At 42.7% G+C, this 26,615-nt stretch carries 27 protein-coding genes, 1 rRNA gene and 1 pseudogene; 13 read left to right on the plus strand and 16 right to left on the minus strand.

Annotated elements, in window-relative coordinates; genetic code table 11:
- A 16S ribosomal RNA gene (locus tag CSV75_RS12700) occupies positions 1–197 on the minus strand; the annotation flags it as partial.
- Between the two features lie 398 nt (positions 198–595).
- Positions 596–1,498, minus strand: a complete 903-nt coding sequence (locus CSV75_RS12705; RefSeq protein WP_099632638.1) for a DMT family transporter — start codon at positions 1,496–1,498, stop codon at positions 596–598.
- Positions 1,499–1,624: 126 nt separating this feature from the next.
- Here CSV75_RS12705 and CSV75_RS12710 point away from each other — a divergent pair, with 126 nt between their 5' ends.
- On the plus strand, positions 1,625–2,347 hold the full coding sequence (locus CSV75_RS12710; RefSeq protein ID WP_099632637.1) for an MgtC/SapB family protein: 723 nt from the start codon (positions 1,625–1,627) through the stop codon (positions 2,345–2,347).
- Between the two features lie 103 nt (positions 2,348–2,450).
- On the opposite strand, the gene CSV75_RS12715 is transcribed toward CSV75_RS12710, so the two are convergent.
- Positions 2,451–3,614, minus strand: coding sequence for an iron-containing alcohol dehydrogenase (locus CSV75_RS12715; protein ID WP_099676139.1), 1,164 nt, complete (start codon positions 3,612–3,614; stop codon positions 2,451–2,453).
- 134 nt (positions 3,615–3,748) lie between these two features.
- On the opposite strand from CSV75_RS12715, the gene CSV75_RS12720 reads away from it, so the two are divergent.
- On the plus strand, positions 3,749–4,006 hold the full coding sequence (locus tag CSV75_RS12720) for a DUF378 domain-containing protein (RefSeq protein ID WP_099676140.1): 258 nt from the start codon (positions 3,749–3,751) through the stop codon (positions 4,004–4,006).
- 41 nt (positions 4,007–4,047) lie between these two features.
- Here the strand turns inward: CSV75_RS12720 and CSV75_RS12725 are convergent.
- The 3 genes and pseudogenes from CSV75_RS12725 to pruA all read right to left on the minus strand — a co-directional run bounded on the left by CSV75_RS12725 (position 4,048) and on the right by pruA (position 8,199).
- Positions 4,048–5,291: pseudogene (locus tag CSV75_RS12725) on the minus strand (Glu/Leu/Phe/Val family dehydrogenase).
- Positions 5,292–5,427: 136 nt separating this feature from the next.
- A complete protein-coding gene (locus CSV75_RS12730) occupies positions 5,428–6,621 on the minus strand; it encodes an ornithine--oxo-acid transaminase (RefSeq protein WP_099676141.1) in 1,194 nt (397 codons plus the stop codon).
- 33 nt (positions 6,622–6,654) lie between these two features.
- The gene (pruA, locus tag CSV75_RS12735; RefSeq protein ID WP_099676142.1) at positions 6,655–8,199 is read right to left on the minus strand and encodes an L-glutamate gamma-semialdehyde dehydrogenase; all 1,545 of its coding nucleotides are present in this window, start codon (positions 8,197–8,199) and stop codon (positions 6,655–6,657) included.
- 179 nt (positions 8,200–8,378) lie between these two features.
- Between pruA and CSV75_RS12740 the strand changes: the two genes are divergently transcribed.
- Positions 8,379–9,680 (plus strand): sigma 54-interacting transcriptional regulator, encoded by a 1,302-nt coding sequence (locus CSV75_RS12740; protein WP_233191669.1) that lies wholly within the window; start codon positions 8,379–8,381, stop codon positions 9,678–9,680.
- A 79-nt stretch (positions 9,681–9,759) separates the two neighbouring features.
- Here CSV75_RS12740 and yugI read toward each other — a convergent pair whose 3' ends face one another.
- The 4 genes from yugI to CSV75_RS12760 form a co-directional block, all read right to left on the minus strand.
- Complete coding sequence (gene yugI, locus CSV75_RS12745; RefSeq protein WP_029054404.1) at positions 9,760–10,134, minus strand: S1 domain-containing post-transcriptional regulator GSP13; 375 nt, start codon at positions 10,132–10,134, stop codon at positions 9,760–9,762.
- A 118-nt stretch (positions 10,135–10,252) separates the two neighbouring features.
- Positions 10,253–10,519, minus strand: coding sequence for a DUF1871 family protein (locus CSV75_RS12750; RefSeq protein ID WP_099632631.1), 267 nt, complete (start codon positions 10,517–10,519; stop codon positions 10,253–10,255).
- 114 nt (positions 10,520–10,633) lie between these two features.
- Entirely contained in the window at positions 10,634–10,855 is a 222-nt protein-coding gene (locus CSV75_RS12755) for a hypothetical protein (protein ID WP_099632630.1), read from the minus strand.
- Positions 10,856–10,884: 29 nt separating this feature from the next.
- Entirely contained in the window at positions 10,885–11,472 is a 588-nt protein-coding gene (locus tag CSV75_RS12760; protein ID WP_099676143.1) for a peptidylprolyl isomerase, read from the minus strand.
- A 335-nt stretch (positions 11,473–11,807) separates the two neighbouring features.
- Between CSV75_RS12760 and CSV75_RS12765 the strand changes: the two genes are divergently transcribed.
- On the plus strand, positions 11,808–13,049 hold the full coding sequence (locus CSV75_RS12765; RefSeq protein ID WP_099676144.1) for an MFS transporter: 1,242 nt from the start codon (positions 11,808–11,810) through the stop codon (positions 13,047–13,049).
- Between the two features lie 119 nt (positions 13,050–13,168).
- Positions 13,169–15,022 carry a transglycosylase domain-containing protein gene (locus CSV75_RS12770; RefSeq protein ID WP_099676145.1) on the plus strand — a complete coding sequence of 618 codons (1,854 nt, stop codon included), beginning with the start codon at positions 13,169–13,171 and terminating at the stop codon, positions 15,020–15,022.
- A 44-nt stretch (positions 15,023–15,066) separates the two neighbouring features.
- On the opposite strand, the gene CSV75_RS12775 is transcribed toward CSV75_RS12770, so the two are convergent.
- On the minus strand, positions 15,067–15,639 hold the full coding sequence (locus tag CSV75_RS12775) for a DUF5366 family protein (protein WP_099637064.1): 573 nt from the start codon (positions 15,637–15,639) through the stop codon (positions 15,067–15,069).
- A gap of 160 nt (positions 15,640–15,799) precedes the next feature.
- Between CSV75_RS12775 and CSV75_RS12780 the strand changes: the two genes are divergently transcribed.
- The 7 genes from CSV75_RS12780 to mnhG are packed head-to-tail and all read left to right on the plus strand — an operon-like array spanning position 15,800 to position 21,590.
- Entirely contained in the window at positions 15,800–18,229 is a 2,430-nt protein-coding gene (locus CSV75_RS12780) for a Na+/H+ antiporter subunit A (protein ID WP_199171368.1), read from the plus strand.
- Complete coding sequence (locus tag CSV75_RS12785) at positions 18,216–18,638, plus strand: Na(+)/H(+) antiporter subunit B (protein ID WP_099637062.1); 423 nt, start codon at positions 18,216–18,218, stop codon at positions 18,636–18,638. The genes CSV75_RS12780 and CSV75_RS12785 overlap by 14 nt, the downstream gene beginning before the upstream one ends.
- On the plus strand, positions 18,638–18,979 hold the full coding sequence (locus CSV75_RS12790; RefSeq protein ID WP_085131429.1) for a Na(+)/H(+) antiporter subunit C: 342 nt from the start codon (positions 18,638–18,640) through the stop codon (positions 18,977–18,979). The genes CSV75_RS12785 and CSV75_RS12790 overlap by 1 nt, the downstream gene beginning before the upstream one ends.
- On the plus strand, positions 18,972–20,456 hold the full coding sequence (locus CSV75_RS12795) for a Na+/H+ antiporter subunit D (protein ID WP_099676147.1): 1,485 nt from the start codon (positions 18,972–18,974) through the stop codon (positions 20,454–20,456). The genes CSV75_RS12790 and CSV75_RS12795 overlap by 8 nt, the downstream gene beginning before the upstream one ends.
- A gap of 6 nt (positions 20,457–20,462) precedes the next feature.
- A complete protein-coding gene (locus CSV75_RS12800; RefSeq protein WP_099637060.1) occupies positions 20,463–20,945 on the plus strand; it encodes a Na+/H+ antiporter subunit E in 483 nt (160 codons plus the stop codon).
- On the plus strand, positions 20,942–21,223 hold the full coding sequence (locus CSV75_RS12805) for a Na(+)/H(+) antiporter subunit F1 (protein WP_099637059.1): 282 nt from the start codon (positions 20,942–20,944) through the stop codon (positions 21,221–21,223). Before CSV75_RS12800 ends, CSV75_RS12805 begins: the two co-directional genes overlap by 4 nt.
- Positions 21,207–21,590 (plus strand): monovalent cation/H(+) antiporter subunit G, encoded by a 384-nt coding sequence (gene mnhG, locus CSV75_RS12810; protein WP_099630812.1) that lies wholly within the window; start codon positions 21,207–21,209, stop codon positions 21,588–21,590. Before CSV75_RS12805 ends, mnhG begins: the two co-directional genes overlap by 17 nt.
- A 17-nt stretch (positions 21,591–21,607) precedes the next feature.
- On the opposite strand, the gene CSV75_RS12815 is transcribed toward mnhG, so the two are convergent.
- Positions 21,608–21,853 (minus strand): hypothetical protein, encoded by a 246-nt coding sequence (locus tag CSV75_RS12815; protein ID WP_099630811.1) that lies wholly within the window; start codon positions 21,851–21,853, stop codon positions 21,608–21,610.
- Positions 21,854–21,923: 70 nt separating this feature from the next.
- The gene (locus CSV75_RS12820) at positions 21,924–23,438 is read right to left on the minus strand and encodes a leucyl aminopeptidase (protein ID WP_099676148.1); all 1,515 of its coding nucleotides are present in this window, start codon (positions 23,436–23,438) and stop codon (positions 21,924–21,926) included.
- Between the two features lie 158 nt (positions 23,439–23,596).
- Between CSV75_RS12820 and CSV75_RS12825 the strand changes: the two genes are divergently transcribed.
- Positions 23,597–24,073 carry a divergent PAP2 family protein gene (locus CSV75_RS12825; protein WP_099630809.1) on the plus strand — a complete coding sequence of 159 codons (477 nt, stop codon included), beginning with the start codon at positions 23,597–23,599 and terminating at the stop codon, positions 24,071–24,073.
- A 135-nt stretch (positions 24,074–24,208) separates the two neighbouring features.
- Here CSV75_RS12825 and CSV75_RS12830 read toward each other — a convergent pair whose 3' ends face one another.
- The 3 genes from CSV75_RS12830 to CSV75_RS12840 form a co-directional block, all read right to left on the minus strand.
- Entirely contained in the window at positions 24,209–24,535 is a 327-nt protein-coding gene (locus tag CSV75_RS12830; RefSeq protein WP_099630808.1) for a YuiB family protein, read from the minus strand.
- Between the two features lie 219 nt (positions 24,536–24,754).
- On the minus strand, positions 24,755–25,969 hold the full coding sequence (locus CSV75_RS12835; protein WP_099676149.1) for an NAD(P)/FAD-dependent oxidoreductase: 1,215 nt from the start codon (positions 25,967–25,969) through the stop codon (positions 24,755–24,757).
- A 236-nt stretch (positions 25,970–26,205) separates the two neighbouring features.
- Positions 26,206–26,571 (minus strand): HesB/IscA family protein, encoded by a 366-nt coding sequence (locus CSV75_RS12840; protein WP_099630806.1) that lies wholly within the window; start codon positions 26,569–26,571, stop codon positions 26,206–26,208.
- Between the last annotated feature and the right edge of the window lie 44 nt (positions 26,572–26,615).

Consider the following 26,615-nt stretch of genomic DNA (forward strand, 5'->3'; position numbering starts at 1 on the left):
CTCATGCGAGAAAATGGATTATTCGGTATTAGCCCCGGTTTCCCGGAGTTATCCCCATCTGAAGGGCAGGTTGCCCACGTGTTACTCACCCGTCCGCCGCTAACTGAAGGAAGCAAGCTTCCTTCAGTTCGCTCGACTTGCATGTATTAGGCATGCCGCCAGCGTTCGTCCTGAGCCAGGATCAAACTCTCCATAATACTGGCTGACGATATGCCGCGGATTGCGTTGTCAGTTTCACTTGCTCAGTCGGTCACGTACCTAAAGTACGCTCCCTCTTTCGCTCGATCACTTCCTAGCACTCCACAACATCTCGCCAACCAGTTAGATGAAAATTCGATTAGCTCGAGTTTCATTTGCTGGCATCAATTAAGATACTCATTTTGTTTGTGTCACCGCAAGGTGCACAAACTGTATTTCGTTAACGTTTTGCTGTTCAGTTTTCAAGGTTCGTGTTTGTTAGTCGTATAAAAGCGACTTCTCTATCCTACACTCGGTTTTTGTCGAAGTCAACAACTTTTTTAAAAAAGTTTTTTATGTTGTTTTCGATTACGTCCGAAGCGACAAGAACTAATATACAATAGATCGTATAGAGAAATCAAGTGTTTTTCGTAAATAGTTTTTTCTTTATTGCTTTTATATCAATAACAAACAGCAAAACCCCTATCAGGACAACGATTGCACCTCTTAATTGTAGAGAAGTTATTTTTTCGTGCAACACAAAAAACGCAGCAATTGAAGCGAGTACCGGCTCAAACAGAACGGCGATCGACACGACATTTGTGCTCACCCATTTGACTGCCCAGTTGAATAACGTATGCCCCAACAGATTCGGTAAGATAGCCAAAGCTAGAAACCATCCCCAATCCGAAGTGGGATATCCGAAGAAAGGTTCTTGCGTGATGAGCACATAGAAAAACAGTGCAACCGAACTCACGGAATAAATAAGAAAGGTATACGTCACGAGTGATATTCTTTTACGCACATTTTGACCTATTAATAAATATGCGGTAACGAATGCACAAGCGAGTAATGCCAGTATATCTCCAAATAACGCAGCTCCACTTACTTGAAAATCTCCCCAACTAATAATGAAGCTTCCTGTTAATGCAATGAAAACAGCAGTCAGCATCTTTCCTGTAATGATTTCTTTAAAGAACAATGCGGTACCTGCTAAAGCAAAAATTGGTTGCAGCGTCACTAATACAGTCGAGCTGGCAACTGACGTGTAGTTTAAGGATTCGAACCACAGTATAAAATGAACTGCTAGAAGGATTCCTGAACTCGCAGTAAACAGCCAATCCTTTTTTGTTAACGACTTGAGTTCGCTACGATAAGAAATTAAAAATAACGGAAGCATAATAACAACTGAAAAGAACATACGATAAAAGGCGATGACTCCTGCATCTGCAGTAGCCATTTTCACAAAGATTGCGGATAGTCCAATAGTTAGGACACCAATCGCAATGGGTATATAGGGATGTATTAGCGGTTTATTCAAAATATCACTTCTCTTTCTATCTCTCTTCCCATTACAATAGAAGAAGAGGCATGTACCAATCGATTGCCGTATAAAAGAGAGTATATAGGTAATCTTCCTATTTTGTAAGTGAAGGGGGGATAATTTATGTTAACGATCCTTGCCGATTCATTTAATGGAGAAGCATTAATAAAAATCAGTATCGCCCTAGTACTAAGTATCATTATGGGCGTGGAGCGTGAGATCAAAAAAAAACCTATTGGACTAAAAACGAGTGCAGTCATCGCTACCTTCAGTTGTCTATTGACAATCATCTCAATGGAAGCCGCTTATTTAGTCCCCGCTCGTAATGATATTAATATTACAATGGATCCTTTGCGACTATCTGCACAAATCGTCAGTGGTGTCGGGTTCCTAGGTGCCGGAGCTATATTGCGCAGGGACAATGATAATATTACCGGGCTTACTACAGCTGCCATGATTTGGGGGGCAGCGGGAATTGGTATCGCGGTAGGTGCAGGCTTCTATATCGAGGCATTGTTCACTGTAGTGAGTGTAATGATCGTCATCGAGCTAGTAGCGCCTTTATTAGGCAGATTCGGCCCTAAACGCTTGCGCACTAAAGAAGCAAATTGTACGGTCATCATTACTCAAAAGTCTAAAATTGACGATCTCGTCAGGTACTTGAATGAAGAACATATGGAAATTGACCATATGCGTATCAAACAATTTCAAACACCTGAACGCCAATATCACCACGAATTGCAATTCAAACTTATGGCACATCCTAAAAAATCTACCTCCGCACTCTATATAGAACTCACTACGCTTTCCTATGTAGAATCGGTAGAACTCGTTATTTATCCATAATAAAACGCCAAGTCGACGTGACCTGACGTGATAAACTGAAAGCAAACCCTGTACCGGCTATGCTTTCAGTCTTTTTTATGCAATTAACAAATGATTATAGAGGTTACAAACTAGCCTTCAATAAATTGAAAACTTCATCGTTGGATAATTGAGCGAATCTACCGACCGGCCCATTCACAACTGCTTTTTCTACCATTAACTCCAATTTAGAGTCATCAATATCATAATCAGCTAACGTAACAGGTGCGCCAATCTTCTTCCAATAAGCACTTAAAGAGTCAATTCCTTCGATCGCAATTTCCTCGTCCGACTTATCAGCTGGATCTACTCCGAATACACGAACCGCCAACTGAACAAAGCGTTGTGGATTTTTCGGGAATGTTTGCTTCATCCAGTGCGGGAATAAAATCGCTAAACCGCCAGCGTGAGGAATGTCGTAGACAGCAGAGACAGCGTGTTCGATAGTATGCGTACCCCAATCCCCTTTTGTACCCATCGATAGAAAACCATTTAATCCCCAAACTCCTGCAAACATCATGGATTCGCGAAGCTCTACGTTCTCCGGATCTTTCACGAGCTGCTCTCCAGTCTTCATAACGGAACGCAATGCCGCTTCACATAGTTCATCTTGGAACGAAGCATTATTTGCAGTATGGAAGTATTGCTCTAACATGTGGGACATCGTATCAACAATACCATTGACCGTTTGATCGAGCGGTACTGACAATGTATATTCGGGATCCAATATAGAGAACTTTGGATAGTTTAACGGTCCGCCCCATCCATATTTCTCCTGTGTTTCTTCATTAGTAATAACAGAACCCGCATTCATCTCTGAACTAGTCGCAGTAAGCGTCAGCACCGTTCCAAATGGCAATGCTTCTTTAGGTGTTGCTTTGCCTGTTACGAAGTCCCAAGGATCACCATCGTATTTCGCTGCAGAAGCAATCAACTTCGTACAGTCTATAACAGAACCACCACCTGCTGCGATAATCACATCGATATGATGTTCTTTACAAAGGTCTGCGCCTCTTTTAGCTGTTGACAGTCGGGGATTCGGTTCAACGCCTGGCATCTCTACTACTTCAAAATCATTGTCGTTCAATAATGTCATGATCTCATCATACAAGCCATTACGTTTAATACTGCCGCCACCATATACTAAGAGTACCTTTTTACCGTATCTTTCAAGTTCTTCTGGTAAATGCTGCAGTTGATCTTTGCCGAATATTAATTTAGTCGGATTGTTGAAAATAAAATTATCCACATCGTACGCCTCCTTCTTCTTCTTCTTCTTCTTCTTCTTCTTCTTCTTCTTACTTCCTATTATGAAAAAGATGTATTAACGATGCAAGTATAGTGTTCTAAAAACAGGATATACTTTTCATAGGAGGAGATAAAATGGAAACATTGCAAAAAGTTACGTTAGCAATTGCGTTAATCGGCGCATTAAACTGGGGCGTTGTCGGGATTTTTCGTTTTGATGTCATCGCACAACTAACAGAAGGTGCTTACCAGCCATTAGCACGCTTCCTTTATATCTTTATCGGATTATCTGGTCTCATGGCGTTACAAGTTCTTTTTACGTATTGGCGCAGAGAAGAGGAACCGAAATCTACCGAAGAGATCCAATCCACTTCATCCATTAAACAAATATAAAAGGCATCTCCTCACACTCGAGGAGATGCCTTTTATCACTTTTATACCCAACCACGGAAACGGCTTGCTTCCGCTGTTTTACGTACACCAATCATATATGCCGCTAAACGCATATCGATATTACGTGTAGTTGCGATGTTGTAAACATTTTCAAATGCTTGAACCATCTTCGCTGTCATTTTTTCACGTACTTCTTCTTCAGACCAGTAATACCCCATATTATTCTGAACCCATTCAAAATACGATACTGTTACGCCACCAGCGCTAGCCAATACGTCAGGCACTAGTAGAATACCGCGATCTGTTAGGATTTTTGTCGCTTCCGAAGTAGTTGGACCGTTAGCTGCTTCCACTACGATGTTCGCTTTGATATTATGAGCATTTTTTTCTGTGATTTGATTTTCGATTGCCGCTGGAACTAGAATATCACATTCCATTTCGAGTAATTCCGCATTTGTTAGCGTATTGTCGAATAATGTAGTGACTGTTCCAAAGCTGTCACGACGATCAAGTAGATAGTCGATATCTAAACCATCCGGATCATACAATGCACCGTATGCATCGGAAATACCGATTACTTTCGCGCCTGAATCATGTAAAAACTTAGATAGGAAACTGCCTGCGTTACCAAATCCTTGGATGATTACACGTGCACCCTTCATATCAATATTACGACGTTTTGCCGCCTCATTAATAATGATCGTTACACCTTCAGCTGTTGCGCGCTCGCGGCCATGTGAACCGCCAAGTACGACTGGCTTCCCTGTAATGAAACCAGGTGAGTTGAATTCATCAATTTTACTATATTCATCCATCATCCATGCCATGATTTGTGAATTCGTAAAGACGTCCGGTGCAGGAATATCCTTTGCAGGTCCCATTACCTGACTAAGTGCACGCACATAGCCACGGCTTAAACGTTCTAATTCGCCATCGACATTTCTCGCGGATCGCATATGATGCCGCCTTTAGCACCACCATATGGTAGGTCTACAATTCCTGCTTTAAGTGTCATCCACATAGAAAGTGCCTTTACTTCTTCCGCACTAACGTTAGGATGGTAACGAATTCCACCTTTTGTCGGTCCAACAGCATCATTGTGTTGACCGCGGTATCCAGTAAATACTTTCACTTTTCCATCGTCCATACGGATAGGAATACGTACTTCTACCATAAGAAGTGGTTCTTTCAATAGTTCATACATTCCTTCATCATAGCCTAGCTTTTCAAGTGCATCTTTTATAACAACTTGTGTAGACGTAAATAGATTCAGGTTTTCTGTCATTGTATGGCTCGCCTCTTTGTTTGTTTTTGTCTTTCACGGACACATTATAACACGGGCATAGTCAAACATCCAGTCATCGATTCCAAATCTTTTTCGAATTTTTTCGTGATGTAAAATCTCGGTGGTAGTGTATGACTTACTTGTTAAATACTGTGCGAATCTTTTCCAATGCCCAATCCAACTCATCTTTCGTAATAATCAATGGTGGAGCGAAACGAATTACTGTATCATGTGTTTCTTTACATAATAAACCTAGCTTTTTTAGCTCTTCACAATACGGGCGTGCCGGTTCGGTTAATTCCACTCCAATAAACAATCCACGACCACGCACTTCTTTAATTGCAGGATGTGATATTTTTTTCAGTTCATCCATGAAATAATTTCCTAATTCCTTGGATTGTTTCGCAAGCTCCTCGTCTTCCAACACTTCAATTGCCGCTAAAGATACTGCGCACGCCATTGGATTTCCACCAAATGTTGATCCATGAGATCCCGGATTGAATACACCTAGGATGTTATCATTCGCAAGTACACAGGAAATTGGGTATACTCCTCCGCCGAGCGCCTTACCAAGGATATACATATCTGGCGTCACGCCTTCGTAGTTACAAGCAAACATTTCGCCTGTACGACAGAGTCCTGCTTGAATTTCATCCGCTATAAAGAGAATGTTTTCCTCTTTACATAATTCTGAAGCTTCCTTCATGAATCCTTCAGGCGGAATAATGATTCCAGCCTCTCCTTGGATCGGCTCAATTAGGAAAGCAGCTGTATTGGAAGTAATAGCTGCTTTCAATGCATCGATATCCCCGTACTCTACTAACTTGATTCCGGGTAGCAATGGACCGAATCCTTTTTTATATTCAGGATCGGATGACAAGGAAACTGCCCCCAGTGTACGGCCGTGGAAATTTCCTACACATGCAATAATTTCTGCGTGGTTGCCTGCTACGCCTTTCACATCATACGCCCAGCGTCTCGCGGCTTTTAAAGCTGTCTCCACTGCCTCTGCGCCAGTGTTCATAGGTAAAACCATATTTTTGCCCGAAAGCTCTGCCATTTTTTCATACCACGGACCTAATTGATCATTATGGAATGCACGTGAAGTTAGCGTTACACGATCCGCTTGGTCCTTCAGCGCTTGAATGATTTTCGGATGGCGATGTCCTTGGTTGAGCGCAGAATAAGCAGCTAACATATCCAAATACTTAGTACCTTCAGGATCTGTTACCCAAACACCTTCCGCTTCAGAAATAACGATGGGTAGCGGATTATAGTTATTTGCACCATATTTTTTTGTTTTCTCAATCACTCTCGTCGTTTTCGTCATATTCGTTCACTCCTTCAAATTCACCTCAACGATTTACAGCATCTCGGATGTCGTTTTCCCTTGCATATGCAGTTGCAAGTAATCAGGTCCACCGGCTTTTGAATCAGTACCGGACATGTTGAAACCGCCAAAAGGCTGGTATCCAACGATAGCGCCTGTACAACCTCTGTTGAAATATAGATTACCTACATGGAAGTCTTCTCGAGCTTGCTCAATATGGTGTCGGTTCTTCGTAATGACCGCACCTGTTAGACCGTAGTCTGTATCGTTTGCAAATTCAATCGCCTCTGTAAACGATGAAGCTTTTGAAAGCGCCACGACTGGACCGAAGATTTCTTCTTGGGAAATTCGTGCATTTGGATCCACATCTGCGAATACGGTTGGTGCAATGAAGTATCCTTTCGAATCGTCACCAGTACCACCCGCAATGAGACGTCCCTCTCGCTTGCCTATTTCAATATAATCCATGATTTTATCAAAAGCTGCCTGGTCAATAACTGGACCCGCTGTGTTGTTGCCATCGATTGGATCACCCCAGTTATATGATTTCGTGATTTCTTCTACGCGCTTTACTACTTCATCGTAAACATCTTCATGAATGATCGCGCGGGAACACGCTGAACACTTTTGGCCACTGAATCCGAATGATGAAGACACGATAGATTGCGCAGCCAATTCTAAATCCGCTTCATTGTCGACAACAATCGTATCTTTACCGCCCATCTCCGCAATCACACGTTTCAACCAAATTTGACCGTCATGTACTTTGGCCGCACGTTCAAAAATACGTGTACCTACTTCACGTGAACCAGTGAATGAAACGAAACGAGTATCTTTATGGTCGACCAAGTAGTCACCAATCTCAGAACCTGATCCTGGGATGAAGTTGACGACACCAGCTGGCATTCCCGCCTCTTCCAGTACTTCAATAAATTTATAGGCAACGACCGTTGTTGTGGAAGCCGGCTTCAACAGGACGGTGTTTCCTGTTACAAGTGCACCTACTGTTGTACCCGCCATGATCGCAAATGCAAAATTCCATGGTGAAATCACTACCCCTACACCAAGTGGTACATAATCGAATCGGTTATATTCACCTGGTCTACTCTCCACATGCATACCTTCTTTTAGTCTAAGCATCTGACGGGCGTAATATTCCATAAAGTCGATACCTTCAGCGACATCTGCATCTGCTTCATTCCAAGGCTTTCCGGCTTCCTTTGTAAGCAGTGCAGAAAACTCAAACTTACGACGTCTAACGATTGCAGCCGCTTTAAATAATACATCCGCACGAAATTCCGGCTTGACTTTTCTCCACGTTTTGAATGTTTCTTTCGCAGTATTCATCGCTTGTTCTGCTAGATCACGACTAGCTTGCGAGACATCGCCGATGATCTCTTTTTTATTGGAAGGGTTAGTGGATGCTAACTTCTTGTCTGTCATTATGCGTTCGCCACCGATAATTAGCGGATAATCTTGTCCTAGATAACTTTCTACAACTGTTAAGCCTTCTTCATACGCTTGGCGATTTTCTTTAACTGTAAAATCAGTGAACGGTTCGTGTTTGTATGGAATCATTTGGAATCAAATCCTCCTTTATAAGTAGAACGCAAAAATTATTTGCGTTTGATAGCGTTTACATTTATAATGATGCAAGAAAACATTGCACATTGCAAGCTTTTTATTGTAATTATTTTTAAATTCTATTAACTTGGTGACTGAAATACGATAGTACATACAGTAGGAAGGTGTTTCAATTGAAAACATACGAAAAATTATTGAATATATGCAATCAGTTTGCAGTAGACCATGCAAATATCGGTATACACGCTGTGGATCATTCAGGACGAACCATTGTCTATAACCGTAAAATGAAGGACATTGAAGGATTAAATCTTGAAGATATAAAAGATCATTCCATTTTGGAGTTATTTAACTTTGATAAAAATGAGAGTACGTTATTGAAAGTATTACAAAGTGGAGAACCGCAATTGCGTGTGAAGCAGAGATATTGGAATACGAATAAAGTAGAAATCACGACGATGAATGACACGTACCCTATTTATGAACAACAAGAGTTAATCGGTGCGATTGAGTTCGCTCAAGACATTACCGCATTGGAAAGATTTGTTTTACAACCATTGCGTAAAAATCGCGGACCGATTACATTCACTCAAATTACTGCCCATTCAGCTGTCATGAAATCGGTCATTTCCACCGCCGAGAAAGCAGCAGAGGCTGGATTACCAGTTTTATTAATTGGAGAAGCAGGTGTAGGGAAGGATAATCTTGCTGAGGCTATTCACTATGGATCAGTTAAAAACGAGAGGGTTTTCCACACTTTCCATTGTCTACATGCGGATACAGATATCATTCAACAACTCGAAGAAACGTTGCAGCAGCAACCGTCTATGACGTTATTTTGCGAACGTATCGATAATTTATCGATCTCTTTGCAACAGGCATTGCTGTTTGTCTTACAGAAAACATCCAGTCATCAATTCATTGCAAGTATCGGGGATGATCCAGTCGAGCTTATCGCATCGGGCACATTGCTAAAAGAGCTTTACTACTTTTTCGCCTCTTTCACCATTAGGATTCCCCCTCTTCGAAAGCGTCCGGAAGATATTATCCCTTTTGCTGAATCGTATTTAAAGAGTAGAATAGAATCGCTAGGGACAGGATTGACGAAAATCGATGAAAAGGTAAGAGAATCACTTATCGCATACGGTTGGCCGGGGAATTCGCGAGAGCTCGAGCTGCTCCTCGATGAAGTCTCATCCATGCGCACAACAGAAAACACGCTCACTTTTGACATGTTACCTCTGCAATTTAAGATAAAGATAGAATCTACAGCGAATGACGCTTCACAACCAAGAGATTTTATCGTTCAAAGCGATTCAAAGCTAGTACCGTTTGATCAGTATTTACGTGAAGCCGAGAAGTATTATCTTCAAAAAGCAATGGAGCTACATGATCATAACATTACAAAAACTGCGAGCTCTCTCGGTATGAGTAGACAGAACTTGCAGTATCGATTGAGGAAACTGAAGGACTAGATAAGTAGTAACAATAGCAATTTCAAAAACAAAAAGGACAGACGTAGAAGCACTTACCACTTCTACGTCTGTCCTTTTATTAACGTCCGGATTGTTCAATCCAGCCTTGTAGTTTATCTTTCAGTGAATTAAAACCATCAGCGTCTTGCTGATCCACGCGTTCTTGCAATGATTGACGAGAACGAGAGTGATTCAGGTAAGAACTTGGTGGTTCCTGTAATGCACGGATCGACAAGCTGATTTTACTAGCCCCTTCATCCACATCCAATACTTTGACGTGAACTTCTTGCCCAACTTCCAAAAACTCATGAATATCCTTTACGAATCCATACGTGATTTCAGAGATGTGCACTAAGCCTTGCGTTGAGGCATCCAGCGCTACAAACGCACCGTACGGCTGTATGCCGGTAACTTTTCCGGTCAGCTCATCTCCTACTGCAAATTTGTGAGACATGCCAAACAGCTCCCAATCTAAAGTAGTATCTAGTCTGCCACTAAGGCCGCTTCATAGTATACCATATTTTGATGTTTTGAACAAAAAAAGAGCCATCTGAATAGATGGCGTGGAGTAGTTAATATGTAACGATTGATTTGGCTTCATATTTAACAGCAATCAGTTTATAGGATATGTCCATACAGTTCTCTAATGGTATCCAAATTTCATGGGCGTGCTCATAGATATCGCGAATATACTTAGCTAAGTCTGCTGGATGATCTACATGATGGAGTTTCGTCACTATTTCAGTGATTTCTGTACCATATGCATATTCCCCCTCTTGGAATGGATCCCATTGCTTAAGAAGTGAGACTGCTTTTTTATTCATTTCAATGGTTTGCATGATTCGTCACCTGATTTGTGTTTTCTTTTAATGATAGCACAACAGCTAGTAAGAGAACAGTTGGAGGTATTTTGGTAATTTACGAGACTGACTGATTAAAAAAGAACATCCCGATCAATCGATGGGATGTCCTGAGTTGTTATGTTGTTGTCGTTCTTTTAAAATACGTTGTTCCAGCTCTTTCGTTTCTTCTTCCTGCTGTTTGGATTTCTTGATAATCCAACGAAATACGAACAGCATTAGCGTCATGAAGATGACGAAAGAGATTGCTGCTGGGATGTATTCTGATTTATCTTCAGGAAAATAAAGAAACGGCATTAATAGAACGAAGTCCATGCTTGTTTCCCCCTACGAATCAAATACGATTACTTTTGGATAATTTCGATTGATTCAATTTTAATTTCTTCGTTTGGCTTATTATCGCGGTTAGTTTTTGCATTGGCAATGTTGTCGACAACGTCCATTCCTTCTAACACTTGACCAAATACAGTGTGCTTCTGATCTAAGTGTGGTGTTCCACCGTTTTCTTCATATGCAGCTGCAATTTCTTCAGGCCATCCACCCTGTTTCAATTGTGATGCTGAAGCGTTTGCTGAAGAAGCCTGTACGATGAAGAACTGGCTACCGTTTGTGTTGGGTCCAGCGTTTGCCATAGATAAAGCGCCACGCAAGTTGAATAGATCCATAGTAAACTCATCTTGGAATGAGTTGCCGTAGATGCTCTCTCCGCCCATTCCTGTTCCAGTTGGATCTCCACCTTGGATCATGAATTCAGGAATAACGCGGTGGAAAATAATACCGTCGTAGTAGCCATTCTCTGCGTGAGTCAAGAAGTTTTCAACTGTTTTTGGAACGCGCTCTTTAAAAAGTTTTATTTTGATCGGTCCCATTGTTGTGTTCATCGTTACAAGTGCTTCGTTTTCTGCTACTTCAGTTGATAGTTGTGGATACATGATATTCCTCCTCAAATTTGCGTGCTTGTTCATTTTGGTGCATGTTTTGTATATGAAAACAGTCTATCATAGATGATGGCAAAATTCGATCATTGTAACTGTGACAGTTAGTTGACAATGTGTAGTGGGCTGAGAAAAAGCGTAATAGTAGGAAAGGACAACGTTGGTGTACCCGTAGTAGCAATGCGAGTATCGCTCATTAATTCGCGTAACCGCTCAATGGGCCGCGCCATCCGCTCTATCCACGTTTGATGTAAGCACTATGTTTCCTTCGACTGCCGAATTGTTTTATACTGAATATTATCTAAGCATTACAGGAGGAAGGCGGTTCAACGTTGAGTCGACATAAGAAAAATTTCATTATCATCTGGGTCACGAACTTTCTTGTAGCAGGTACGATGACGATGATTATGCCGTTCCTGTCGTTATATATTGAAACATTCGGGGATTATTCTGACGCATATGTCCAGAAGTGGGCTGGGTTAATTTTTGGTGCTACGTTTATTACCGCACTGATCATGTCACCTATTTGGGGACGTTTTGCAGATCGTTTCGGTTTTAAACCTATTTTGCTCATTAATGGTTTTGGAATTACGATTTCAGTTTTTTTAATGGGCTTTGTTAATTCCGTAGAAACCTTTTTCGTGTTGAGACTACTAATGGGGTTGGTTACAGGTTTCTTACCGACTTCATTAGCTTTCATTTCTTCTCAAACGCCACGTGAGGAAGCCGGCAAGATGCTCGGCACGTTGCAAATGGGCGGTGTTGCGGGAATGTTATTCGGCCCCGTTCTCGGTGGTCTGATGGCTGATACGTTTGGGTTTGAGTATGCTTTCATCATCACATCTATTTCCGTTTTGATTGCTACGTTGCTCGTGTTATTTGGAATTAAAGAGCAAGCGCGGGTACAGGTGCGGAAAGTTGCAAAGTATTCACGGAAAGTCATTTTGGGTGGATTGTTCAAGCACCGTCTAATGTTTAACGTGATGGTCGTCACGACGTTGATCCAAGTCGGGAATTTCAGCATTCAGCCATTGTTGTCACTCTACGTAGCGGATTTGACCCATGCTGCGTCCAACGTAGCGTTTCTCGCGGGATTGACGTTCAGTGCAACAGGTCTCGGTAATTTACTATTCGCTAGGTATTGGGGGAAAGTTGGCGACAATGTAGGATATGAAAAAATCCTCGGACTACTGCTGATCATGTCGTTCCTCTTCATTATCCCACAGGCGTTCGTTACGTCACTTTGGCAACTTGTTTTATTGCGGTTCTTATTTGGAATCTCAACTGGCGGGATGATTCCACTTACGACAGCGCTTGTTCGTCGTGAAGCGCCACTGGAAGTTCAAGGTGAGGTCATGGGGTATAACACCAGCTTCCGTTTCCTCGGTAATATTATAGGACCGATGTTTGGTGGAATTGTCAGTGGATATATCGGGATTCCTGCCGTATTCATCGTGACAGGCATATTATTCATCGTCGGGTATTTGTTCCTGTCAATGGCAGTACGACGGCCTACACAGGATTTCGAACATTTCCTAGAAGACCGGCAAGATGAAGCGAATGAACACACATAAATTTAGCCACGCGCGCTTTTCGGTAGCGCGTTTTTTTTATTTCCTATTGATTCAGACGACAGGTGTCGTGTTATGTTATATTTTTCTTTAGCGATATGAAAGTACAGGGGGCTAGTTAGTTGAAACAAACGGTTGGATTAGTGATTACGCTTGCTTGCGTTCCGCTATTACTTTTTATCCAAAATCAAATCTACGCAGAAACCGCGCAGACGAAAACCTTGCATGCTTCTATTCGTGAGGCAGTGCAGTTGGAAGCGCCTGTCATGGTCTCCCCTATTCAAATGAAAGACCGAAACGGGAAATTGTTTGCGGAAGAATATACCGAATGGCGGCAACCCATTCATTTGCAAGATGTGACGTTTTTCACGCGCCAGTTATTTTTAAAAAGTGAAGACCGGACATTTTATGAGCATCGAGGTTATGATATAGCGGCGATCATTCGAGCTTTCACGATTAATGCAGCGGCAGACGCTAAGCAGCAAGGCGCTTCTACCATTACACAGCAAGTCGTGCGAATGCGCCATCTAACAACTGAGAAAACGTACGAACGAAAGTTCAAAGAGCTCTTCTTTGCAGCAGAGTTGGAAAAACAATCGACAAAAGATGAAATCCTGGAAATGTATCTGAATGAAATGTACTTCGGCAATCAAGTGTACGGAATCGGTGGTGCGGCTAGCTACTATTTCAGCCGTCCTCTTGAAAAATTGCATGAGGCAGAAATTGCATTTTTGGCGGCCATTCCAAATAATCCTTCTCTTTATAACCCGGTCAAGCATTTTGATCAAACGAAAGAACGTCAACTACGACTTCTTCGAGTCATGCTCGACCAGCAAGTCATTACACTAGAGCAATTTGAAGAGTATAGTAAGTTGCCCATTCAATTAAACGTTAAGAACAAAGAACAGTTTTATCCAATGTACAGTTCATATGTATTAGAAGAACTGAAAGACCTTATCGCGCAAGCGGAAGGGCTCGATGTGTCGATGGCTAGAGCCAAAACGCCAGAAGAACGACAACGCTGGCAAAGTGAAATCAATCGGCGTACGCAAGAAGTGGCCAGCAAAGGCGTGACAATCGATACGGCACTTGATCCAAACAAGCAACAGCATGATGAAAATCGATTGAATGCACTGATTGGAACAGGCGGTGTGCAGGCTGGAGCTGCTGTCATCGACAATGAGATGCGTGAGATCATCAGTTTATATGCTGGTTCGGGCTATAAAAAAACCGACTTCAACCGGGCTTTTCAAGCTGTTCGACAACCAGGGTCAGCCATTAAGCCATTGCTTGTCTATGCACCGTTTTTCGAAAGTGGGCCGTATCATGCGGATACGCCCGTCAACAGTAGCAATATTTGTATTGCCGGTTATTGTCCGAAAAACTTCGGCCACTATCAGTTTGGTACGACTACGGTACGGGAAGCATTCCGGAATAGTTATAACACAACGGCTGTACGTTTATTGCAACGTGTAGGAATCGACGAGGCATTCTCTCATCTAACACCTTTTCATTTCCGACACATCGTTGCGGCTGACCGCTCCTACCCTGCAGCGCTTGGTGGATTTTCTAAAGGTGTCACGCCACTGGAGCTTGCGGGAGCCACTACGAGTTTTATCGATGGGACGTACGTGACCCCGCATGCCATTCGCTCGGTAAAGGATAGTAAAGGTGAGGTATTGTATAAATGGAAAGATAGGTCAAAAGCGGTTTGGTCCCCATCCACGGTCAATAGCATTCGTTCCTTGATGAAAGAAGTCGTTGTGAACGGTACAGGCGAAGGAATAGCTTACACAACGAGCTATACCGGAGCGAAAACAGGAACGACCGATTCGTTTAAAGACTTGTGGACAATCGGCATGAATGATCGTTATACGTCGGCAGTCTGGATTGGGTATGACAGACCTACACCCATCCCGCGTCTGCGTGATCAAAAAATTCATTTGCGGGCATTCTCCTCAACGTTGCGACCATAAAAGCCTTGCCAGGTCCGTTAGTTGGATCTGCAAGGCTTTTTCATTTATTTCACTGGATTGGCTAACGGGATACTGGCGAGTACTCCGTTGTATAGACGGAAAATGATATACACAAGTCCCGCCACCAAGACGCTCCAAATGATAATTTGAAAGAATATCAAACCGACTGTGTGCGTCAATGGCATAAAGGGACTTAATTTGTACACTACGTAAATAAAGTAAACGAAAGACGTGAGGAAGAAAATCAATGCTAGCATCTTCCAAGATTGAATACCGATTACCGAAGCGAGTGCACCAATAAAGTAAATGATCACACCGGATTTTGAAGCGCTATACGATGCATCTGCTTCTTCTTTTAGGAAAAATAATAAGGCCGTTTCATGAATGGTGACGGCAATCAGTTTTAAAGCTGCAAATAGCATGAAGAATACTAAAGCATACATTGTCAGTAAAAAGAGGCGTAATTGAAGGTCGGTTAAGAACTCCCTCATGCCTTGATAGAGACCAATTTCCTTAAAGAGGATTAGCGTCTCCCCTACGCTATAGACGCCAAAAGTCAAACTGAATAATAAGACGGCGACAAATGGTAAATAGCTGAACAAATATGGATTTTTCATAATACCCCCAAAAAATATTTTTTCCCCTTCTAATAATATAAGAAGGAAGTCGAATAAAGCAATAAATGGTCAACTGTCGTCTATGCAATTTGAAATGTTTTACGCTATACTAACAAATACGCCCACGCTTACGCCTCGGGAATGTGAATAAGTGAAGAACATGGTTGGAAGGAGGATTCTCTTGGAATTCGTGTTATTGATTTTTTTACCTGTAATCTTCGCAATACTCGTTCCTTTTGTTTATAAGAAAATTAAAGGGATACATACAGGTTGGTTTGTTTTAGTAGTACCTCTCGTGTTGTTTGGCTATTACGCTAGCTTTTTGCCGTTAGTCATGGATGGTGGTCATGCTATTTCTGAATTGAAATGGATTCCTTCACTTGGAATTGCGTTTACTTCATACATAGATGGTCTTAGTTTATTATTCACGCTATTGATCACCGGAATCGGCTCGTTAGTAGTATTGTACTCCGTGTTTTACATGGATAGGGAGAAAGAGGATCTCGGTAGCTTTTATGTCTACTTACTGATTTTCATGACCGCTATGCTCGGAGTCGTGCAATCTGACAACACGATGACACTCTATTTGTTCTGGGAGTTAACGTCCATTTCGTCCTTCTTATTGATTGGCTTCTGGTACACGAAGGACAAGTCACGTTTTGGCGCATTAAAATCGATGATGATTACGGTGTTTGGTGGATTAATGATGCTCGGGGCATTCATTTTACTCAGTATCATGGGAGATACGTTCTCTGTTAGGGAATTGATTGCAGAAGCTCCTGAACTCGTGAGTCAACCGTACTTTACTCTGGCATTAGTTTTACTCTTGCTCGGTGCCTTTACGAAGTCCGCACAATTTCCATTCTATATCTGGCTACCGGATGCAATGGAAGCGCCCACACCAGTTAGTGCGTATTTACACTCTGCGACGATGGTGAAGGCTGGTATTTATTTGGTCGCACGATTTACGCCGATTTTCGGCTCAGCGTCCACTTGGATTTGGCTCGTTACAGGAATTGGATTGCTGACGTTGTTCTGGGGTTCATTCTTCGCAGTCAAGCAAACGGATTTGAAAGCGATTTTAGCATTTTCAACAGTCAGTCAACTTGGTTTAATCATGTCATTACTTGGAGCAGGAGCTATCTCGTATCATGCGACCGCAGCCGTGTTTGGCTTCGCGACGTATGCGGCAATCTTCCACTTGATTAACCACGCCGCATTTAAAGGCGGGCTATTCATGATCGCCGGGATTATTGATCATGAAACCGGTACCAGAGATATACGTAAGCTCGGTGGATTAATGAGCGTTATGCCGATCAGCTTTACTGTTGCCGCGATTGGTTCATTATCTATGGCTGGTTTGCCACCATTCAGTGGATTCTTGAGTAAAGAGATGTTCTTGGAGTCTATGGTAGCGCTTCGACACTTTGAATTATTCAACTTCGATACATGGGGGATACTGTTCCCAATCGTCGCTTGGATTGCCAGTGTGTTTACGTTTACGTACAGTATGTATTTCGTTTTAAAAACATTTATGGGACAGAAGAAATTTGATCAATTGCCAAAACAGCCGCATGAAGCACCGATTGGTATGTTAATTTCGCCTATGATTTTGGCATCCATCGTCATTCTAGTGTTCTTCATTCCGAATGTCATCGGAAAGTGGATGATTAAACCGGCCGTTATGGCGATTCAACCAACTTTGTACGCGAATCCATCCGCTATCGATATTCATGTCAAAGCATGGCATGGTTTTGGGGCTGCTGGTTTATGGCTGACAATTGGTGTCGTCGCATTCGGTACGTTACTCTATCTAACCATTCCGAAATGGCAACCGCTTTATCGTATGCAGCCTGACAGCCTATCGCTGAATAACGGCTATGATGCGATGATGCGCGGAAGTGAAAAAGGATTGAATCGGGTTTCTCGTCTTTATATGACAGGCAAGATCCGGACCTACTTATTGTATATGTTCGCATTTATGTCTGTTACGATCATCGCGCTGTTGTTCCTCAAAGACGCATTCGTTCTTGATATGAACAGTTTTGCAGCGATTACTTTATATGGATCACTGAATGCTACCGTGTTGATTTTATCTGTTGCATTTGTGGTGTTTGCGAAGTCACGTCTTGCTGCAATCATCGCGCTTGGCGGTGTCGGGTATTCTGTCGCGTTATTCTTCGTCATTTTCAAAGCGCCCGACTTAGCACTAACACAACTTGTCATCGAGACAGTATCCGTTGCGTTGTTTTTACTGGCATTCAAACATTTGCCGGCACTCAGTACGCACGGGGAAACGAAACGCAATAAAATGGTTAATTTGATTGTTTCATTGAGTGTAGGCGTAATGGTGACATTGGTCGCCCTATCCAGCCACTCACAAAAAATGATTCCTTCAATTTCTCAATACTATAAAGATACGGTCAAGACAGAAGCAGCTGGCGGAAATATCGTCAACGTCATTCTTGTAGATTACCGTGGATTTGATACATTATTTGAGATCGCGGTACTCGCTATTGCAGGGATCGCGGTACTTGGTATGATTCGTTTGCGTGTATCGAGAAAGGAGCCGACTGATGAAAACAAATGATGTTATTTTACAAACCACAGCTAAAGTAGTGTTTTTCATCATCTTCTTGTTCTCCATACACATCTTTTTCGCGGGGCACTATGCTCCGGGTGGAGGATTCGTCGGTGGCTTGTTGACGACAGGTGCGATTGTCCTGTTGTTGTTGGCATTCGATTTACGGACGATTCAACAGATTCTACCGTTCAACTTTACGGTCATGACGGCGATCGGATTATTGCTTGCGTTAGGTACAGCGGCGGGCTCGATTTTCTTTAATGTGCCACTCTTCACGCATGCATTCAGTGATTTTGACTTACCGCTGTTCGGACACACGTCCCTTCACACAGCGATGTTGTTCGATAGTGGCGTGTATTTAGTTGTCGTCGGTTCCGCCATCACGATTATTCAATCGATTGGAGGCGATGACTGATGGAGTTTATTCTTGCGATTCTTATCGGTATATTATTTACGGCAGCCGTCTATTTGATTTTATCGAGAAGTTTACTGAAAGTGATTTTAGGTACTGGTTTGCTCAGTCATGGAGCGCACTTACTCATTCTTACGATGGGTGGACTCGGAGGTTCAGCGCCTCCCGTCCTAATCGACGGAGTGACTGATTTTGCAGATCCCTTGCCTCAAGCATTGATCTTAACTGCGATCGTCATCAGTTTTGGTGTGACGGCGGTCATGCTTGTCATGGCATATCGTATGTATGCTGTACACCAAACAGATAATATGAATGAATTGAGAGGGAATGATGAACATGATTAATCTTCTTTTATTTCCGATCATTATTCCTTTCTTTTTCGCGATGATCTTATTGTTTTTCAAAGAGCAGGTGGTCGTCCAGAGAGTTTTGACACTGATCGGATTGGCTCTCAGTCTAGTTGCTTCTTTTTGGCTTATCGCGACAGTGAAGACAGAAGGAATCCAAACCGTGACACTCGGGAGTTGGCCTGCACCATTTGGAATTACGATGGTGTCGGACATGGTCTCCGCCATGCTCGTCACGACGACAATTATCATTACATTTTTTGTCGTCATCTATAGCTTTTCATCCATCGGTGTAGAAAGAGAGAGATTTTTCTACTATCCTGCGATCCTGTTCATGATTACAGGAATCAATGGCGCTTTCACAACAGGCGATATTTTCAATATGTTCGTATTCTTCGAAGTGCTACTGATCGCATCCTATTTGCTTATTGTGCTTGGCGGCGAGAAACGGCAGCTTCGTGAATCTATCAAATACATATTGGTAAACGTTATTTCATCTGCCATCTTTGTCATTACGGTAGCGTATTTGTACTCTATCGTCGGTACATTGAATATGGCGGATATCTCAGTGAAGATTGCAGAGATCAATCAACCAGGAATTATTTCGGTTATTGCGATTTTGTTTTTGATCGTCTTTGGCATTAAAGGGGCAATCTTTCCCTTGTATTTCTGGTTACCCAATTCGTACGCTGCACCACCGATACCCGTTCTCGCATTATTCGGTGCCTTACTGACTAAAGTCGGTGTATATGCGATTACGCGTACCTATACGTTGTTTTTCGTGCACGACATTGGATTTACGCATCAGTTTCTGATGGTTCTATCCTTACTAACCATCATCGCAGGCTGTATCGGCGCTCTTGCGTATTTCGATGTAAAACAAATCATCATTTACAATATCATCATTGCAGTAGGTGTCATCTTGTTCGGCGTAGCTCAAATGAACACGTCTGGACTCGAGGGCGCGGTTTACTATTTAATTCATGATATGTTGATCAAAGGCGCATTGTTTGTCCTGATCGGTATCATCATCTACGTAACCGGCACTTCGAACTTGCGGCAAATGGGTGGTTTAATTAAGACGCACGGAACGCTTGGTTGGATGTATTTAATTGCTGCGTTCGGTCTGGCTGGCATCCCTCCGTTGAGTGGGTTTATCGGGAAAGTGCTGATCACAAAAGGGGCATTTGAAGCTGACCACGTGATCGGCAGTATCATTATTTTGGCCTCAAGCCTAGTAGTACTGCTGTCTGTCATTCGGATTTTCATTTATGCATTTTGGGGTAGTCAAAAGAACGAGCTACCTGTTCGCGAGCCACGCACGTATCGCCAATTGATGTTCCCGGCTGTTATGTTGGTACTCATTTCGGTAGCGTACGGTGTAGGTACGGAGTGGCTTATGCCATATATGACGGATGCAGCGAATGTACTGGCAGATCCATCCATCTATATAAATGCGGTGTTAAAGGAGTAGAGGTCAATGGCTTTTCAGATACTATTAAATTTCTTTATTGCAGTCGTTTGGATGTTCATGTCAAGTTCATTGACACCTTCTACGTTCATCATCGGATATCTTATCGGGCTATTGATGATCATCATGACACGCCGCTATTTCAGTGGACGCTTGTACATTTGGCGAATCTGGTCTGCAGTGAAACTGACAGCGATTTTTCTAAAAGAACTGATCATGTCGAATATTTCCGTGTTGCTACTGGTGATCAAGCCGGATTTATCGACAATGCAACCGATGTTCTTCGCTTTGCCGACTGAGCTTGAAAAAGATTGGGAAATCACGTTATTATCTAGTTTAATTACGTTAACGCCTGGTACGGTCGTCGTTCATGTTTCAGATGATCAGCGTACTTTGTATATCCACGCGATTGATGTAGACGATGTCGATGAAGCAATCGATTCTATTAAAAACACATTCGAGAAAGCCATTATGGAGGTGAGCCGAGGATGAATGTATTTTATTCTGTCTGTCTCGTGCTAGTTATCCTGTCTATGCTCGGATTACTATACCGTGTATGGAAAGGTCCTTCTGTGCCGGATCGTTTAGTAGCTCTTGACGCAGTCGGTGTCATGCTCATATCAGCGATCGCACTGTTTTCCATCTTGTTCGACACACCTTTCTTCATCGATGCGATTCTATTGATCGCCATTATGTCGTTTATTGGCACAGTGTCCTTCTCCAAATTCATTGAGAGAGGAGAGATTATCGAACGTGGACCTAATCGCTGACATTATGATTGTGTTACTCGTTACGGTGGGGATCATTTTTACGATCGTCACAGTCATTGGAATCTTACGGCTCCCAGATGTCTATACACGCGCACATGCTGCTTCGAAGAGCGCTACGCTTGGCGTTATGAGTTTACTGCTTGGCGTATTTCTCCACTTTTGGTGGAATGAAGGCCATTTCAGTGTGGCGCTGTTACTTGGGATCGTCTTCTTGTTCATCACTTCTCCGATTGGCGGTCACTTAATGACTCGCGCTGCGTATATGTCGGGTGTAAAGCCTACCGAATTAACGGTTGGAGATGATCTAAAAGAAGCTGTAATAGAACTACGCATAGAATCAGATAAAAACACGCCGGATGACGAATAGTCATCACGGCGTGTTTTTTAATAGTATGGATAATAAGGATAATATGGTTGTGGATAGTATGGATAGCTGTTGTAGTAAGGTGGATAATATCCTCCACCGAAGCCGTAACCATAGCCTGGAGAAATAGCATTACCTAAAAATCCGCCAACTAAGCCACCTAGAAAAGGACCTCCGAATCCGCCGAAACTACCAAATCCACCGCCATACCCTCCACCATGATGACGACCGCCACCGTATCCACCTCTATAATTATGTCTTGTCATCCAAGCTCCCCCTTTCCCTATATCCTATGACTAACCGGAAAGAAGGAATGGGGAAAGCGCCTATACGGAATTATTCTTGTGGTTCTGCTTCAGCAGCCAAGCGCTCCACGAAGGTCGCCAATGTACGCACCATTACGCCCGTCGCACCTTTCGGACCGAGCGCATGTGGAGTCGCTGCATCAGACGTACCCGCAATATCTAAATGAATCCACGGTGTATCTCCAACAAATTCTCTGACGAAGCCGCCTCCGAAGATCATATGGCCATCTCGTCCTGGTGAGTTATTTACATCTGCGACATCACTTTTGCGAATTCGCTGACGATCGCTCTCCGTTAAGGGCAGTTGCCAAATGAATTCCCCTGTTTCATCCGCCGCTTCCTGAAACTTTTTATAGAATGCGTCATGGTTGGTCAGTGTACCCGTTTTATCATGACCGAGCGCCACAATGACACCGCCTGTTAGCGTGGCCACGTCAATCAAATACTCAGCGCCCGCTTGCTTCGCATACGTCACTGCATCAGCTAATACTAAACGACCTTCCGCGTCTGTATTCAACACTTCAATTGTCTTTCCGCTTAAGGATGTGATCACATCATCCGGCTTGAACGCTTCACCGGAGATCATGTTATCGGAAGAAGCAATGACCGCAATCACATTTTTCTTCGGTCGTGATTCCCCTATGATCGCCATAGCGCCAAGTACAGCTGCTGCGCCACCCATATCCCCTTTCATGCCAACCATGCCGTCCTTAGGCTTCAACGAATAGCCGCCCGTATCATAAGTAATTCCTTTACCGACTAAACCAATGACATCTTCCCACTGTTCCGTCGCTTGATACTTAAGAACAATGAGTTTCGGTTCTTCAACTGACCCTTGATTGACCGCAAGAATGGCTCCCATGCCCAGCTCTTCCATTTCGGCTTTACCCAGAATATCTATTTCTAAGTCATAGCTTTCCGCCAATTCTTGTGCGTATTCCGCCATCTTGGTTGGCGTCAATAAATTAGGGGGTACATTGACTAGCGTCCTCGCTTCGTTCACTGCATGTGCGGAGATCATGCCCACTTCTCCTGCAGTAGTCACACGATCTTCATCTTCCGTCGTAATGAATGTCACAGTAGTTAAGGAGACATCCACTTCATTGGATGACGTCTTGAACCCTTCATATGTGTAGGAGCCCATTCCAATACCCTCAGAGGCCAGGAACGCTACGTCCTCACTATCTATTTCCTCATTAGAGAACGGCGCTGTCCAGACGCCTACAGTGCGCACACGGTCCTTGTGTAGTTGTTTACCTACGTCAGCGAATAATTCACGCAATAGCTGTTCTGTCAGTCGCTTCTGATTGCCAATGCCCACAAAGTACACCCGGTCGTAACTTTGCTTGGATAGCGCAGGCATTTTGGTAATCGCCTTACACTTCTGTTGAATGTCCTGTGATTTAATCCAGTCTGGCAATAAAGGATGGAAAGATTCAACGAACAAATCGAAACCTTCTACGTTCTCTGGATGATCTGGTATTCCTACAATAAGTACTTCTACTTCTGTCTGATCGATTGCGGATGCTGTTTCTACGTTTATCATGAATGGTTCCTCCCCTTTTCTTTACGCTTTCCCCATACTAGTATAGACTAGTCAGATTAGCACAAGCAACGAGCAGTATTCTGGATTGGAGACAACGAGTAGATCCAGATTATGTTATACTAATTGCTAAACTACTGACAGTAAGGGAGTGGAACCTCTTGGCTATTTTTGAAAACATACCGCTCCTCGTAGCGCTATTCGCCATCTTTTTTGCCCAATTTGTAAAAATTCCTATTCATTTTTTATTGACACGTAAACTCGATTTCGGACTCATGACGTCTACAGGTGGCATGCCGAGTTCCCACTCGGCGGCTGTCACTGCACTCACAACTGCCATCGCATTCGAAGCGGGCCTAGATTCACCATTATTCGCCATATCCGCTATATTCGCAGTCATTGTCATGTTCGACGCAACTGGCATCCGCTACCAAGCCGGACAACAAGCAGTCATCATCAACCAAATGCGCTCCGACTTCCAAATATTCGTCAACGATTTGAAAGATTGGCCGAAGAAAGACAATGACGCAAAAATTCAAGAACTGAAAACCCTACTCGGCCACAAACCAAACGAAGTATTTTTCGGAGCTCTAACAGGTATTCTCATCTCGATCTTTACGTATACCGTTATATTGTAACGTCGATCAACGGTGCCCTCACCTCACCAATCTTTTACTTAGTAGTAAAAAACAAAAAACGGAACTGTCACAAGATGTCGTAATTCACGACTTCCTGTCCAGCTCCGTTTTTTCATATCCACGTATGGAAAAACATCAAAACATCTGATAACCCATCTTGCGTAAAGCTTTCATTACAAAACCTGCGATAATCGCTCCCACCATACCACTCGCCAGAATCACGATATCCACGGCGTGAAGCGACATAAGATTCGCCCCCAGCTCACTAAAAGCAAAACTAGGCTTCGTAATGTACTCATACATCGGCACATCATCAATAATAAAAATTACAATAATCGGATAAATGATAGCCATAAGCCACGTCATACGTAACAACATATTTATTAAAAAACCGATACCGAAAAACATGACAATAAATATCAAGATTGATAGCATCACTTGTGCTATGGATATAGTTTGCATGCTTGCTAACCCCCAGTTCATCACTTCAACATTTTACAGGATGATGCGACGGCTTTCAATAGAATGAGACAGTGTACACAGAACGTTCTTTTCAGATGTCATGAATTCTTAAAATCTGACAGACGATTTTCCCTAATTCAACTACTTCCACAGTTGACTTATTGCCTATTTTCATGCAAACAAAAAGCACTCGCAAAGGCGAGTGCTTTTCTATATTCATTATAATACGTTGAATTTACCTTTTTTAATCGTTAATCCAAGACCGCCGATCATGAATAGAGCACGGTTATCGATCATTTTCTTCATGAAGGACGCCTTCGCACCTGTTACTTTTTTATCGAATACGACACCAATCGCATCGGAATCACCTAGAGAACAAACGCTACCTTTTAAATCCGGTACGAATTCTTTCGTTGGGTTCCCTTTCATCAATGCAATAATATTGTTAGCAATCATCTCGCCTTGTTGCATAGCGATTTGTGCAGTTGGTGGGTACGGACGATTGATCGCTTCGTTGATCATCAATGCACAATCACCTACAATAAATACATCATCGAATCCTGGTGCACGCATATCTTTTTCAACTTTAACACGAGCTCGCATGTTTTCTATACCCGATTCTTCGATCAAGTGGTTACCGCGAACGCCAGCAGCCCATACAACTGTACCCGCTTTGATGAATTCAAACTCATCTTCGCCTTTTTTAATCTTCACGCCTTCAGGAGTCGCTTCAACAACCGGCGTGCCGATAGAGAATTCTATGCCTTTTGCACCCAATTGACGCACCGCGTATTCCACCAGTTCCGGATCGAAACCAGGCAAGACCATTGGCGCTGCTTCTACACAAAGAATGCGCACTTTTTTGGCTGGTACATCATATTCTTTACATAGTTCTGGTACACGGTCTCCTAGTTCACCAAGGTACTCGATTCCTGTGAATCCAGCCCCACCTACGATGATAGTCAAACGGCTATCATCTTTAACTCCTTCAGTAGACCATGTAGCGAATTGATATTCCATGTGATCACGAATGTGACGAGCTGCATTCACATTGGCAATGGATAATGCGTACTTGTCCAAACCTGGGATTCCGAAAGTTTCTCCTTCGAAACCAAGACCAATTACTAAATAATCATATGTGTGAGAACCGAGGTTCGTTTTTACGTTTTTCGTTGCGACATCGATGCCCGTAACTTCAGCTTCGATGAACTTTACTTTATTGCTATTGATTACACTGGATATATCGTAGCGAACTTGTTCTGGAGTTAACGTTCCAGCTGCCGCTTCATGCAACCATGTAGATTCATAGTGATAGTCATTTTTGTTGATTAGAACGATATCTGCTTCATCTGCACCTAATGACTTTTGTAAATTCACAACAGTCATCAAACCGCCATAACCTGCACCCAATACTAAGATTGTTGGTCTTTTCACGTAAATCGAACCACCTTTTAGTTTCTTAAACGCCGAGTACGTGTAAAATCAATCTTACTTATTTTGCAGTGCCGGCATTTAGTTTGATATGAATAGAATCTTACTTTCATTTCCTATAGTAGACCTTTTGCGAACGTATTTCAACAGAATTATAATTGTGCAAATAATCAATTTAGACTAGTAATGTAGCGTCCTTATAATTCCCTCACATTCCGCTCGACTAATCACTTCTTCATTTACTCGCAATCTGCCGGAGCGCCAGCTTTGTTAGCTGTTCTAAATGAAGTACCACAACCACAATTTGCAATGGCATTCGGATTGTCGATGGTGAAGCCGCCACCCATTAAAGATTCTTTATAATCCACTTTTGTCCCTACAAGAATCGCTGCATCCTCTTCTTTAATAACTACAGGAATTCCATGTGCAGTATACGAAATATCATCCTCTTCTTTTTCCTGGGCAAAACCAAGACCGTATGTCAACCCGCTACAACCTCCGCCATTAACGGAAACGCGCAAGAAAGATCCTTCTTCTTCATTATGTGTCATCATTTTTTTTACGTGAAATGCCGCTGCTTCTGTTATCTCTACTGTGTTCGTCATGAATACCACTCACTTTCCACGTTTTCTTTTTATCATATCAATCT

The sequence above is a fragment of the Sporosarcina sp. P18a genome (assembly GCF_002743135.1).
Lineage (GTDB): Bacteria > Bacillota > Bacilli > Bacillales_A > Planococcaceae > Sporosarcina.

Bases quoted from the DNA above. Each gene is read 5' to 3' on its own strand.
- CSV75_RS12815 (WP_099630811.1), bottom strand. From the start codon at position 21,853: ATGACAAGACATAATTATAGAGGTGGATACGGTGGCGGTCGTCATCAT.
- CSV75_RS12720 (WP_099676140.1), top strand. From the start codon at position 3,749: ATGGAAACATTGCAAAAAGTTACGTTAGCAATTGCGTTAATCGGCGCA.
- CSV75_RS12775 (WP_099637064.1), bottom strand. From the start codon at position 15,639: ATGAAAAATCCATATTTGTTCAGCTATTTACCATTTGTCGCCGTCTTA.
- CSV75_RS12795 (WP_099676147.1), top strand. From the start codon at position 18,972: ATGATTAATCTTCTTTTATTTCCGATCATTATTCCTTTCTTTTTCGCG.
- CSV75_RS12750 (WP_099632631.1), bottom strand. From the start codon at position 10,519: ATGCAAACCATTGAAATGAATAAAAAAGCAGTCTCACTTCTTAAGCAA.
- CSV75_RS12830 (WP_099630808.1), bottom strand. From the start codon at position 24,535: ATGCAAACTATATCCATAGCACAAGTGATGCTATCAATCTTGATATTT.
- yugI (WP_029054404.1), bottom strand. From the start codon at position 10,134: ATGTCTCACAAATTTGCAGTAGGAGATGAGCTGACCGGAAAAGTTACC.
- CSV75_RS12800 (WP_099637060.1), top strand. From the start codon at position 20,463: ATGGCTTTTCAGATACTATTAAATTTCTTTATTGCAGTCGTTTGGATG.
- CSV75_RS12840 (WP_099630806.1), bottom strand. From the start codon at position 26,571: ATGACGAACACAGTAGAGATAACAGAAGCAGCGGCATTTCACGTAAAA.
- CSV75_RS12755 (WP_099632630.1), bottom strand. From the start codon at position 10,855: ATGGACTTCGTTCTATTAATGCCGTTTCTTTATTTTCCTGAAGATAAA.
- pruA (WP_099676142.1), bottom strand. From the start codon at position 8,199: ATGATTCCATACAAACACGAACCGTTCACTGATTTTACAGTTAAAGAA.
- CSV75_RS12820 (WP_099676148.1), bottom strand. From the start codon at position 23,438: ATGATAAACGTAGAAACAGCATCCGCAATCGATCAGACAGAAGTAGAA.
- CSV75_RS12780 (WP_199171368.1), top strand. From the start codon at position 15,800: ATGGTTGGAAGGAGGATTCTCTTGGAATTCGTGTTATTGATTTTTTTA.
- CSV75_RS12805 (WP_099637059.1), top strand. From the start codon at position 20,942: ATGAATGTATTTTATTCTGTCTGTCTCGTGCTAGTTATCCTGTCTATG.
- CSV75_RS12710 (WP_099632637.1), top strand. From the start codon at position 1,625: ATGTTAACGATCCTTGCCGATTCATTTAATGGAGAAGCATTAATAAAA.
- CSV75_RS12730 (WP_099676141.1), bottom strand. From the start codon at position 6,621: ATGACGAAAACGACGAGAGTGATTGAGAAAACAAAAAAATATGGTGCA.
- CSV75_RS12785 (WP_099637062.1), top strand. From the start codon at position 18,216: ATGAAAACAAATGATGTTATTTTACAAACCACAGCTAAAGTAGTGTTT.
- CSV75_RS12790 (WP_085131429.1), top strand. From the start codon at position 18,638: ATGGAGTTTATTCTTGCGATTCTTATCGGTATATTATTTACGGCAGCC.
- CSV75_RS12760 (WP_099676143.1), bottom strand. From the start codon at position 11,472: ATGTATCCACAACTATCAACTGAAGTAGCAGAAAACGAAGCACTTGTA.